This window comes from Butyrivibrio sp. AE3009, assembly GCF_000420845.1.
In the GTDB taxonomy this organism is placed as follows: domain Bacteria; phylum Bacillota; class Clostridia; order Lachnospirales; family Lachnospiraceae; genus Butyrivibrio.
Map to the genome: position 1 here is coordinate 12,398 of NZ_ATVS01000017.1, position 12,121 is coordinate 24,518.

13 protein-coding genes are annotated in these 12,121 nt (G+C 44.6%); 12 read left to right on the top strand and 1 reads right to left on the bottom strand.

All coding sequences use genetic code 11. From position 1 onward, the window contains the following. Nucleotides 1-129: 129 nt before the first annotated feature. The 8 genes from G588_RS0110285 to G588_RS19875 all read left to right on the top strand — a co-directional run bounded on the left by G588_RS0110285 (nucleotide 130) and on the right by G588_RS19875 (nucleotide 7,462). A complete protein-coding gene (locus G588_RS0110285) occupies nucleotides 130-2,295 on the top strand; it encodes a M13 family metallopeptidase (protein WP_022778654.1) in 2,166 nt (721 codons plus the stop codon). Nucleotides 2,296-2,320: 25 nt separating this feature from the next. Continuing rightward, entirely contained in the window at nucleotides 2,321-3,166 is an 846-nt protein-coding gene (locus tag G588_RS19865; RefSeq protein ID WP_022778655.1) for an ABC transporter ATP-binding protein, read from the top strand. After that, nucleotides 3,163-3,894, top strand: coding sequence for a hypothetical protein (locus tag G588_RS0110295; protein WP_022778656.1), 732 nt, complete (start codon nucleotides 3,163-3,165; stop codon nucleotides 3,892-3,894). The genes G588_RS19865 and G588_RS0110295 overlap by 4 nt, the downstream gene beginning before the upstream one ends. Next, entirely contained in the window at nucleotides 3,891-4,637 is a 747-nt protein-coding gene (locus G588_RS0110300) for an ABC transporter permease (protein WP_022778657.1), read from the top strand. The genes G588_RS0110295 and G588_RS0110300 overlap by 4 nt, the downstream gene beginning before the upstream one ends. A gap of 21 nt (nucleotides 4,638-4,658) precedes the next feature. Beyond that, nucleotides 4,659-5,072: a CPBP family intramembrane glutamic endopeptidase gene (locus tag G588_RS0110305; protein WP_022778658.1), complete on the top strand. Its 414-nt coding sequence runs from the start codon at nucleotides 4,659-4,661 to the stop codon at nucleotides 5,070-5,072. Between the two features lie 12 nt (nucleotides 5,073-5,084). Then, a complete protein-coding gene (locus tag G588_RS21545; RefSeq protein ID WP_022778659.1) occupies nucleotides 5,085-5,900 on the top strand; it encodes a CPBP family intramembrane glutamic endopeptidase in 816 nt (271 codons plus the stop codon). 65 nt (nucleotides 5,901-5,965) lie between these two features. Beyond that, on the top strand, nucleotides 5,966-6,229 hold the full coding sequence (locus G588_RS0110315) for a hypothetical protein (RefSeq protein ID WP_022778660.1): 264 nt from the start codon (nucleotides 5,966-5,968) through the stop codon (nucleotides 6,227-6,229). Between the two features lie 345 nt (nucleotides 6,230-6,574). Continuing rightward, nucleotides 6,575-7,462: an MFS transporter gene (locus G588_RS19875; RefSeq protein ID WP_242830358.1), complete on the top strand. Its 888-nt coding sequence runs from the start codon at nucleotides 6,575-6,577 to the stop codon at nucleotides 7,460-7,462. A 13-nt stretch (nucleotides 7,463-7,475) separates the two neighbouring features. Here G588_RS19875 and G588_RS0110325 read toward each other — a convergent pair whose 3' ends face one another. Further along, nucleotides 7,476-8,417, bottom strand: coding sequence for an AEC family transporter (locus G588_RS0110325; RefSeq protein ID WP_081644314.1), 942 nt, complete (start codon nucleotides 8,415-8,417; stop codon nucleotides 7,476-7,478). A gap of 155 nt (nucleotides 8,418-8,572) precedes the next feature. Between G588_RS0110325 and G588_RS0110330 the strand changes: the two genes are divergently transcribed. The 4 genes from G588_RS0110330 (at nucleotide 8,573) to G588_RS0110345 (ending at nucleotide 12,112) form a co-directional block, all read left to right on the top strand. After that, nucleotides 8,573-9,574: an asparaginase gene (locus G588_RS0110330; RefSeq protein WP_022778662.1), complete on the top strand. Its 1,002-nt coding sequence runs from the start codon at nucleotides 8,573-8,575 to the stop codon at nucleotides 9,572-9,574. A gap of 66 nt (nucleotides 9,575-9,640) precedes the next feature. Further along, nucleotides 9,641-10,684, top strand: coding sequence for a 16S rRNA (cytosine(1402)-N(4))-methyltransferase RsmH (gene rsmH, locus G588_RS0110335; protein ID WP_022778663.1), 1,044 nt, complete (start codon nucleotides 9,641-9,643; stop codon nucleotides 10,682-10,684). A 181-nt stretch (nucleotides 10,685-10,865) separates the two neighbouring features. Continuing rightward, complete coding sequence (locus tag G588_RS0110340) at nucleotides 10,866-11,915, top strand: SPFH domain-containing protein (RefSeq protein WP_022778664.1); 1,050 nt, start codon at nucleotides 10,866-10,868, stop codon at nucleotides 11,913-11,915. Next, nucleotides 11,915-12,112 carry a PTS ascorbate transporter subunit IIC gene (locus tag G588_RS0110345; protein WP_022778665.1) on the top strand — a complete coding sequence of 66 codons (198 nt, stop codon included), beginning with the start codon at nucleotides 11,915-11,917 and terminating at the stop codon, nucleotides 12,110-12,112. The genes G588_RS0110340 and G588_RS0110345 overlap by 1 nt, the downstream gene beginning before the upstream one ends. Nucleotides 12,113-12,121 lie beyond the last annotated feature (9 nt).

The following is a 12,121-nucleotide window of genomic DNA, read 5'->3' on the forward strand; positions in this document are numbered from 1 at the left end:
ATCCGAGAAATAATCACAAAAGGCAGGAAATAAAACAGATATTTACCTGGGCGGTTCTTTTAAAGCTCCTATTGCCCGGAAAAAATGGTGTCAAAATAGTATACCGGCGGATAAGAGAAAGGATAGCTAATGAGAAACAAAGAATGGAGTGTGTTCAGGAAAACTACAGCTATGATTCTTACAGCCATTTTGGTGTTTATATCTGTGGGCTGTGGAAACGGTGGGAAAGCAGCTGAATCTGATCTTTCGAATGAGGAAGGCAGAAGTACTGATCTTTCCGGAGTTCCCGGGGGAGGAAAATGGGTTGATTCTGACGTTGCCTTCACAGTCAGGCCTGAAGATAACATACGGTTTCAGGATGATTTTGCAGCGGCTGCCAATAAAGATTATATTGCAGCTGCTGTTCTGGACCCCGTATATGAAGAGACCGGTATAGTTTTTGATGCAAATAAGCTGATGTATGAAAGATATATGGAGATCGCTTCTGACGAGACTATGTCAGGCGATGATGCAGAAAGATATAAAACATTGGTTAAACTGCATTCTGATTGGGATGAGCGAAACAAGCTCGGAGTAAAGCCTCTTGAAAAGTATATTTCAGATATACAGAGTATATCCTCTATAAGTGAGCTTACGCAGTACCAGGGGAGCACTACGAGAAATCCCTTTGGGCTGGGGCTGCTAAACCCGGAAGCTGTGAGTACACAAATGCAGTTCCCGGATAAGAGCACGTTAAAACTTCAGGCTCCCAAGCTTTCTCTTGGGTCTGTTTCCTCATATGTGGAATATACAAGCAACACACTGGCAGCTAAAGAAAGAACAGATGATGTGGCCTTCTATTTCTTTGGAAGACTTGGTTTTTCTGAAAAAGAGATCAAGGCTATCCTGAAAGGAAATTACAGGATAGAAACTTTTATTGCAAGAAACAGTAATATCGAAAACTTCAATGTTGGGGAGATGTTTTCGCAGGCTCAGACTGACAGGAAAGGTCTTACTGCATTACAAGGGAATTACCCGCTCTCACAGATATTGGATAGCAGAGGCTATTTGGAATGCGACAGTTTTTATGTGGATTATTCCTATCTGAAGTCCTTACATAAGATCTATACCAAAAAGAACCTTGAAGATATCAAATCATTCCTCATGGTACAAACCATTGATTCAGTTAAATATCTACTCGACCGCGAATCATATGAAAAGATGGTTAAGCTGTATATGAACGGAGGCGCGAACTATGAGGGAATATCAGATGGCCAGAATAGTGTCCTTTTTAGAAATGACATTAAAATCTGTGGTTATTTACCATTGCTGGATACTTTGTATCTGGAAAAATATCATTCAGATAACGAAAAGACAGCTCAGATAAATGAGTTTACAAATGCACTGATAGAGGCGTATGCACAAATACTTGGTGAAGAAGAATGGATGTCAGAAGAAACAAGGACAGCTGCAAAGGGGAAGCTGCAAAATATGGCAGTGCACCTCATAAGGCCGGATAATGTTGCTGATTATTCAGCTGCAGACATAAAGTCCTACGAAGAAGGAGGAAATCTTGTAGATGCTGCTGCTGAGGGCAGACGGGTGCTTGAAGCTCACATGGCAGTCAAAAGCGCTGATCCAAATTGGAACAGATTTAAATGGGATATTTATGACACTTCCAGAACTACTACTGAAGTCAACTGTGTGTACTATTGTAACGAAAATGGCATCTATATAATGGCGGGATATCTGGCTATGTGCGATGCTGCTTTCGGAGAAGGCGCATCATTTGAGCAGTTTGCAGGCATCGTAGGAACTACGATTGGCCATGAGATAACCCATGGATTTGATTCAAATGGAACAAAGTTTGATCTGTATGGGCGCCAGTTTGATGATAATAAAAACTCCATCGACTGGATGACAACGCAGGACAGGTCAAAGATGGATGAAAAGGCATCAAAGCTGGCAGGATACTTCTCAATGGCAAGGCCAATCCCGGGACAGCAGAAGGTAAATGGAAATGCCGTAAAAGATGAGGCTATTGCTGATATGGGAGGGGTCAAATCAGTACTTTATGCGGTAAGGGAAATGCCTGATTTTGATCATGATGTGTTTTTCAGAGCTTATGCAAGGCAGTATGCGGAGCAGACAACTGAGGAAAATGAACTTGATACCATGAAAAGCGACATGCATCCGCTTCCCTTCCACAGGGTAAATATTGTTCTTCAGCAATTTGATGAATTCATAGAAACCTATGGTATAAAGCCGGGAGACGCAATGTACCTGAGCCCGGAAAAAAGAGTCAATGTCTGGTGATATCTGTTTAGGAAGGAGACAAACTATGGGATCAGAGACTTCAAATGCAGCAATAAGGCTTGATAACATAATAAAAAGCTATGGTAAACATGACGTGCTTAAAGGTGTCACCATGCAGGTGAATAAGGGAGATATCTACGGTCTGGTAGGCAAGAACGGTGCAGGTAAAACTACTATTTTTAAGATGATCCTGGGACTGTCGGAATACACTTCAGGTAGTGTCTCCATAGCCGGTTCTCAGAATCGAAAAGAACTGTTTGCAAACAGATCAAAGGTAGGCTTCTTTGTCGGATCCAATTTTTATGGTTATCTTTCCGGCAGGGCAAACCTCGAATACTACGCAGCAGCCAAGGGGTTTAAGGGGAAAGCGCTAAAAGAGGAAGTGGACCGTGTTCTAAAGGTTGTTGGTCTTACAGACGGTAAGGAAAAGCAGAAAGCTAAGGGCTATTCCCTTGGAATGAAGCAGCGCCTTGGAATAGGCAATGCAATCCTTGGAAATCCGGATATTCTCATTCTGGATGAGCCGACCAACGGTCTTGATCCTCAGGGAATAGCAGATATTCGTCATATGATAAGGCGATTCAGAGATGAGTTTGGCATGACAGTCATAGTTTCAAGTCATATTCTGGGAGAGCTGGAAAATACTGCGGACCGTTTCGGTATAGTACATGAAGGTGTTATAGCAAAAGAAATCACACAAGAGGATCTTTCTGCAAAGCGTCCGGAAGTGGAACTTACAGTTTCAGCCGAAAATCTGGAAAGAGCAAAAAAAATTCTTGCAGAGAATGGTATTGACATTCTTAAAGAAGGAAAAGAGAAAGTTACTCTGGAAGACTATTACTTTGAACTCATTGGAGGATCTGCAGAATGAGAAATTTGTTAAGAGCGGATTTGAAGCGTATCTTTCAGGTGAGTCTTATTTATATAGGGCTTTTGCTGGCGCTGATCTATATTTCATATATGGTGCTTGAAGGTGTTGTAAATGATGGCTCAATAGGACTGGTCAGAGGTGTACAGAAGTCGCTTAGCGGGGCACCTATAGCTCTTTTTATTGTTTTTCCAACTTTCTATGCTGTTTTTGCTCATGAGCTGTCCTCAAAGTCCATGCAGGCTGTACTTGGTCATGGCATAACAAGGGATAAGCTCATAGTTGCAAAGCTTCTTGATGCGGCAATTGTACTTCTTTGCGTGTACCTGGTCATCATTGCGGTAACCCTTGCAGTAATAAACGGAGGATCAGCAATTATATTAAGCTCGCAGCAGCAGAAGAACCTTGTTGTTTTTATCATACTGAGGTGGCTTAGACATTTTGGATACATTGTCTTTTCAGCCATGATCATGTACATTTCGGGCTCTACGGTTCTGGGTATAGTCGTATGTGTGGCATTTACGGTTGTGTTTAAACTTGTGTTTAATATGATAGAGTTTTTTTCCTCACTGTCATTATATGACTATACCTTTGATGGTCTTTTGGACTGGGCATATACCGGAATAGAGATGGGAGCTTTCCCCTGGGAGCTTTTTCCGGCAGCGTGCTATCTCTTGGCAGCACTGGCGATCACTACCTATTTCTTCCGGAGAAAGGAGTTTGACTTTTGAAAAATCTTATTTTTGCAGATGTAAAAAGAATCCTGAGAAAGCCGGCATATTGGATCGTGCTTGCAATATGTCTGGTAATTTCGCTTTTCTGGACCTTGGGGGCAAAAAGAGACGGTACTGTAAGCGGGCTTACTTTTGCCTCTAATCAGGGGACTGCTATAAATACAATGAATCTTTTTATAGGGATTGCTATTTATGTGAGCGTCTACGCCGATGAGTTTTCGTCTAATTCCATGCAGTGCCTTATTGGAAGAGGAATTTCAAGAAAAAGACTCCTTATCGCCAAGTTCATTAACTGCGTGATCATTACCTTTTTTTCTTATGGAATCTATACCCTTTTTGTCACCTTAACAGGGTTGGTAGTGGGCGCAGACATGAATATGTCAGAGAGTAGCTTCTTGTATAGTACGATATTGACCAATGCTTTTCTTATTCTGGGTTATGCAACCATATCCATGATCATTCTTTTCTGGAGTAAGAATGTTGCCTATGCAACTTTAGTGGATGCATTTCTTCTTTTTGCGGGGGATACACTGCTGAACGGTCTGAACATGATTCCGGTGATAAAATTCTGGCATATAGACAGGCACGTTTTTTCACATGCCCTTGAATGCGCCAAAGTAGATCTGCTGCTAACCGGTGGAACAGCAATATTTACACTCCTTTGGCACATTGCAAAAATCTGTGTTATTTCGATTATTCTGGCATATCTGCTCTTTAGAAAAAAAGAGCTGGATTTTTGATTCAATAGAAGGAGAAAAGATATGATATCGATTATTAGCTTTGTTCTGAGTGCAGTGGTTTCCTCACTGGTATTCGGGGCTGTACATGTTTTGGGATTTGATCCCTCATCGCCTGTTGCATGGGGACAGGCGGTCGCCAAAACAATGGAATCAGGCGTTTTTGGTCTGGCTCTCCTTATACTGTATTGGAAGACAAGAAATATCTGGGCCTGCGGCCTGGCTCACGGACTGTTTGATTTTTTTGCCGGTTATACAGAAGGTCTGTTTGTTCCGACGGGAGATTCAGGGTCATCGTATATTAATACCGGTGAAGATGGCGTGAGGATCCTTATCACATACTTTATAATTGCTGCAATAAATGCAGTTCTGACGTTTATTGTGTGGAAGAAAGTCGGTAAGACTATTGATTTTGAAAAGATCAGACGAGAATGGTAAGGAGAATTGGTTATGGAAAACAAAAAAGTAAGGAAACATTCATTATGTGAAAAAAATGCTGTAATCGCAATGATACTGACAGTTCCTCTGGGTTTATTAACTCAATTGAGCGGCCAGCCACAGGGAGTAGTAAGCGCACTTATTGTCTCCGCTCTGTCCCTGGTTCTTCTGATCATTTATAATAAGTGGTTTTCGCCTGAATTTGATGGCGTGTTTAAGGCTCATGTTCCGGTAAAAGAGATACTTATGGTATCCTCTGCGATGGCAATCCTTATTATCGGATGCATAATCATAAATGCTATATATAGTGGACTTGCTTTCAAACCATCAGTTTCTTTCGTGTGTCTGGCACTAATGGCTGGCATTAGTGAGGAGACCATTTTCAGGGCGATGCTTATTCCTATAGGAATGAGATATCTGAAGGTGAAGAATAGGGCAGTGACAGTAGTAATTATCTCATCTGTCATCTTCGGACCGCTCCATTTGACAAATATATTCGTAGGAGCAGATCCTGTCATGACTCTGATACAGGCATTCATGGCAACCTGTGGCGGTTTTGTTCTCGCCGGAATATATCTGAGGACCGGCTCGGTAATCCCGGGAATGATTGCTCACGCTGTGTATGATTTTATCAATTTTGTTACAGATCCAACCATCAATGAAAAGGGCGTTGTAGTTTCTGATAGCGGGAATGTTGGTATTTCGTATTATGTGATTATACTGGCGGTTTCGGTGACTCTTCTTGTAGCAGGATGCTATCTTATCAGAAAGACTAAACAGGAAACAATAGAGAATATATGGAAGATCAAGTGGAGCAACAAAAAGTAAAAGACTGCTATTTTGATCCGTGTGCGATGGATGATAATATGCGTCCGAAGCAGGGGGACACAAAAATGGGGTTCAATTTCACTATTCCGGATTACAAAAAAATAAGAGTTATCATAGATACAGATGCAGCCTGCGAAGCGGACGATCCCTTTGCCATCGCCATTAACCCCGGCTGTGGTCATTATCACGATGCTACAGCGCCTCTGATTCTTGAGGACACATCCTCAGAGGCAAAAGAGGATAACCCCAAGATTCGCATATACACTGACGCAGATTCCAGATACATTCTGGAGGATTTCATTTCTAAGCTGGAAATATTTACTGAATAGTCGCAGTATAAGGAGAATCACATGAAATGGAGAAATACTTGATAAAAAAATAGTGGAGAACAGTAATCATGGGTTTGTTGTTAGCGGTTATATATTTGATATTTATTAGTCTTGGACTTCCGGATTCGCTCCTGGGCTCAGGATGGCCCAAAATGCAGATGGTCTTTAACGTACCCTCGTCCTATGCAGGATATGTGTCAATGACCATTTCCTTTATGACCATCATTTCGGCACTTCTAAGTCCAAAGCTTATCAAGAGATTTCATACAAAATGGATAGTGATCTTTTCCATAATGCTGACAGTGTTTGGGCTACTGGGCTTCTCGTTTTCGGGGGCAGTACGCTATGCTCTTTCTCTTTGCGATACCCTATGGACTTGGAGCCGGCGCCATAGACGCCTCCGTGAATCACTATGTGGCCAATAATTATTCAGGCTCTGTAATGAATTTCCTCCACTGCTTCTACGGTGTTGGCGCAGTTATCAGTCCTTCTATCATGGCGCTGGCGCTGAAATATGCAAGATGGAATGAAGGCTATAGATGGACAGCTTTTTTGCAGACAGGGATACTTATTGTGTGCATCTTATCACTGCCTCTCTGGAAAAAGAATGAAGAAGCAAGAAGTGATGAGATTGCTGACAGCGCAGGGATCAGGGAGACGCTGAAGGTTCCCGGAGTAGTGCTTACGCTGGTTGCTTTCTTTGCTTACTGCGCAGGGGAGGCCACCTGTTTTCTCTGGACTCCCAGCTATTTTGCCGGAACCAGGGCAGGACTTAGCGACGAGCTGATAGCATCCTTCGGCTCCCTTGTATTTGGAGGACTGATGCTGGGAAGGCTCATCTCCGGATTTGTGTCTAATAAACTGGGGGACAGGCTCCTTATCAGAATAGGAATTATAGTTGAAATTGTGGGAATAATGCTGGTTGCGATGCCAATAGGCGGATATCTTGCGGCGGCAGCAGGCTTCGTGATCATCGGAACGGGGATGGGACCGGTGTATCCTGCAATTCAGCACATGGCACCAACAAATTTTGGCAAAAGACACAGCGCTGCGGTGATAGGTCTTCAGATGGCCTCAGCCTATGTGGGAAGCACCTTTATGCCCATGGTATTCGGACATCTTCAGCAGAATATCGGAATCGGAATAATGCCGGTATATCTCTTGATCTTTGCAGCGCTCAATATAGGAATGCTTGAACTTACATATAGGACAATCCAAAAACAGCCCCGGTGACAGGGCTGTTTTTTTATAGAACCGCAGTTGCTACGGCGATCAGTATTGTTATCGTGACGATGGACACAACCGTTGTGACTGCTATTGCAGAGGATAAAATTGTGGTATCCATGCCCTTTTTCTCCGCCTGGATCATGGGAAGATTTCCCACAGGAACCGCAGCCATAAGGCACATTGCCAAAGTTGCGGTCTTATCGAAGGATACGCTGTGAAGGATAAGGACAACAAGAATTGGCAGCAGTACCAGCCTTAAGGCAATGAATACCCAGATCCTCCAGTCCTTCAGGGAATCCGTAAAGCGAGATCTGGCGATGGATACGCCCAGCAGCACCATGGATAGGAAAATTGTGGCATTTCCTACGTAGATCACAGTGTTCTCCAGTATCGGCGGAAGCTTGATGCTGAACCAGAACACAAGAAGGCTAAGGCACGCCATGATTATGCCCGGGTTAATGATCTGCTTCAGGGAACTGCCCTCTTTTTTGCCCGAATTAGAAGTCCCGTGGTCAAGAACTGCGAGACCATGGGTGTAAAAAAGCAGACTGTAAAAAATATTTATAACTATAACGTAGATTATTGCGTTGGCAGGAAGTATTGCCTTGGCGATGGGGATACCAAGGAAACCGGTATTGGTGTAAACACACATCAGATTGTAGAACTTGCGGTTATCCAAAGAAGCATGAAGGAGCCTTGGCAGGAACATGCCAATGACCACCAGGAATGCGTAGAATGCCACACCAAGTCCTGCGGCGTATATCAGGTCTCTGCGGCCTGCTGTGATATTTCCGCCAAGGATAGAGGCCATTATCAGTGCGGGATTGCATACATCCACAACGATGGCGGACAGCTTTTTGGAGGTGAGGTCATCCACCACGCCCTTTTTCTGTAGCAGTATTCCTATGGAAACCAATATGCAGATGACGCCCATCTGCTGCAATATAATCGATAGACTCATGATTTTTCCCCTCTCGTCAGTCACTTATTCTAACGATATTGTCGCTGTTTGTAAACAATCCGGGACACAATTGGAAGCTGCAATGCCAAATATGGTATGATAGTTACGAACATGCAAGAAATTAGGTCACTGACTTTAATATAAAGGAGTTTTACGTGAGAAAAAAGATTCTTATCATAAATACCGGAGGCACTCTGTCTGCAGTTATGAAGGAGAGCGGCCTTATTCCGGGGCTGTCCATCTATGACATGCAAAAAGAGCTCAGGATGGTATCGGGAGATGTTGACATAGAGATCGAGGATTTCTGTTCCCTGGACAGTGCAAACATTTTTCCCGAGGACTGGAGCGCTCTGGCAGCCAGAATAGGGGAGAGCAGAAACAGCTATGACGGCATCGTGGTGATCCACGGAACGGACACACTGGCCTACACCTCTTCAATGCTCTCTTTTATGCTGAGGAATATCGGAATCCCGGTGGTGATCACAGGCTCGCAGCTGTCCATAACCAATCCGGTGGCGGATGCCATGGAGAACTGCAGATGCGCGATACACATGGCTGCAAGTCAGATTCCGGGCGTATTTGTCGCTTTTAACAGAAAAGTAATGCTGGGCTGCAGGGCTTCCAAGGTCCGCTCCCTTAGCTTTGACGCCTTTGAGAGCATCAATTATCCGAATATTGCCACCATAAGCTCGCTGGGAATGAAGATCGACACGGCGGCAGTTCCGGAGAGGACCGGAATCTTCAAGCTCTCCAACGCCTATTCGGACAAGGTCTGCATGATAAAAATGTTCCCCGGCATCCACAGGAGCCTTCTGGAATCCCTGGCGGATCAGGGTTACAAGGGCCTGTATATCGAGGCCTACGGCATCGGCGGAATGCCTTTTCTAAAGCACGACTTCATATCCACGCTGGATGAGCTTATAAAGGGCGGAATGACAGTGGTGGTGGGAACCCAGTGCCGCTACGAGGGTTCCAAGATGGATGTCTACGAGACAGGGAAAAGAACTCTCGAGATAGGAGCTCTTGAGGCCCATGACATGACCGGGGAAGCGGCTCTTACCAAGCTTATGTGGATACTGGGAATGACGCAGGACCTCCATGAGATCCGGGACTATTATTCAATAAATATGGCCGGCGAGATGACTGTCAGAAAATAGCCGGCATGGGCGGGGATACAGACTTACTGCCTGAAAAAATGGATTATTACGACAGAAAGCGAAATTATGGAAGAAAACAAACACAAACGAAGAGTACATTACTCGGGAAAATATCCCAGGAAATTTGAGGAAAAATACAAGGAGCTGGATCCTGAAAAATATGCGGACACCGTGGCCCATGTGATATCCAAGGGCTCAACCCCTGCGGGAATGCATATTTCCATCATGGTTAAGGAGATACTGGATTTTCTGCAGATACAGCCGGGGCAGCAGGGCCTTGACTGCACGCTGGGCTATGGCGGGCACACCTCAAGGATGCTGGAGCAGCTCCAAGGCAAGGGCTGCATCTACGGCCTTGACATAGACCCGATTGAGTCCAAGAAGACAGTGGAGCGCCTTAGAAAAGCAGGCTTTTCCGAGGATAATTTCAAGTTCAGACTTATCAATTTCGCCAATATCGATAAAGTTGCCAAGGAAGCGGGAAAGTTTGATTTTGTCCTGGCGGACCTTGGAGTATCCTCAATGCAGATTGATGATCCTTCAAGAGGTTTTTCCTACAAGATTGACGGACCCCTGGACCTTCGACTTGATCCTGAACACGGAGAGTCGGCAGCAGAGCGCCTTCACAACATAACCAAAGAGGAATTCATCGGAATGATGATAGAGAACTCCGATGAACCCTATGCACAGGAGATTGCCGAGAAGGTCTTTAACCTTATGAAAAAAGGTGATCCCATGGACACCACAACAGCCCTCAGAAAGGCCATAGAGGATGCCCTCTGGAAGGTGCCAAAGGAAGAGAAGCAGGATGCGATCAAGAAGTCCTGCGCCAGAGTATTCCAGGCGCTCAGGATCGATGTGAACAGCGAATTCGAAGTTCTCTATTCCTTCCTTGAGAAACTCCCGAATGTGCTTAATCCCTGCGGAAGGGCAGCAATCCTTACCTTCCATTCCGGAGAGGACAGACTGGTTAAAAAGTCCTTCAAGGAGCTCAAAAAAGCCGGAATCTACAGCGATGTGTCCAGCGATGTGATTCGGCCGTCAGCTGAGGAGTGCAGGATAAATCCAAGAAGTAAGTCCACTAAGATGAGGTGGGCGGTGAGAAGTTGAAATAAAAAGAAGTAGATAACAGAGTAGATGACACGGGGACGGTTCAATGAGTCCCCGTGTCATCTCTATATATTGCCATTCTAGGAAAATAGACTAGTTGACTTTTGAAATTAGAGTGATATCATTATGATATCAAATAAATACAAATTATGTTTCTTTCAAATAAACGGAGGTGAACATTATGAATGAAAACATAAAGGAAAGAGAAATTCAGGGACACAAGAACGGAATGGCAGCCCTTATCCTTATCACATTGCTATATGTGGCAGCCTGTGTAGCACTTATCTGGTCAGCCATGGGGCTTGACGGCGACACCAACAAGGGAATGTATGTAACAATTTTTGTTGCCGGCTGCATCTATTTATGCGTTGGCTGGGTCTTCTATCTTGGACTTAAGATCCTTAAACCCGGCGAGGCGCTGGTGCTTACACTCTTTGGTAAATATGTGGGAACCCTCAAGGGTGACGGCTTCTTCTTTGTTAATCCCTTCTGCACATCGGTTAACCCCGCAGCAGACACCAAGCTGGGACAGAGCGGAGACATTTCCGACAACAACAAGAACAAGCTCACAGCTGTTCTTCAGACCGGCAATGTGAATCTTGAGACATCCGTAAGAAACAAAAAGATCTCTCTAAAGGTCATGACCCTTTCCAATTCACGTCAGAAGGTTAACGACATCCTTGGTAACCCTGTTGAGATCGCAGTTGCTGTTATGTGGAAAGTTACAGATACAGCCAAGGCAGTTTTTGCGGTAGACAACTACAAGGAATATCTTTCACTTCAGTGTGACACTGCAGTCAGAAACGTAGTTAAGTTATACCCCTACGACGTAACCGAGAACGTAGATACCACCGGCGACGGACAGGCAGATGACGGAAGTCTTCGTGGTTCCACAGAGCTTGTGGCAGGCAGGATCATGCAGGAGATTCAGGGCAAAGTTGCAGATGCCGGCATCGAGATCGTTGATGCAAGGATCACATATCTTGCATATGCACCTGAGATCGCAGCAGCAATGCTTCAGAGACAGCAGGCGGCAGCAGTTGTTGACGCCAGGAAGCTTATTGTAGACGGCGCAGTTGGAATGGTAGAGCTTGCTTTGGAACGTCTTAATGAAAAAGAACTTGTGGAACTTGACGAGGAGCGCAAGGCAGCCATGGTTTCAAACCTTCTCGTAGTTCTCTGTGGTAACCACGACGCACAGCCTGTGGTTAACTCAGGAAGCTTGTACTGATGGCAGAAAAAAAGCAGGTTCCGCTTCGACTGAACGAGAAGTTATACAATGCCATAGCTGCCTGGGCGGAGGATGACTTCCGTTCAGTGAACGGACAGATAGAATACTTACTTACAGAATGTGTCAAGCAGAGGAAGAAAGACGGCAAATACGTCTCAGAGACCATGGACGAGCCGCCTGAATTTGATATTCACTAGGAGGATATC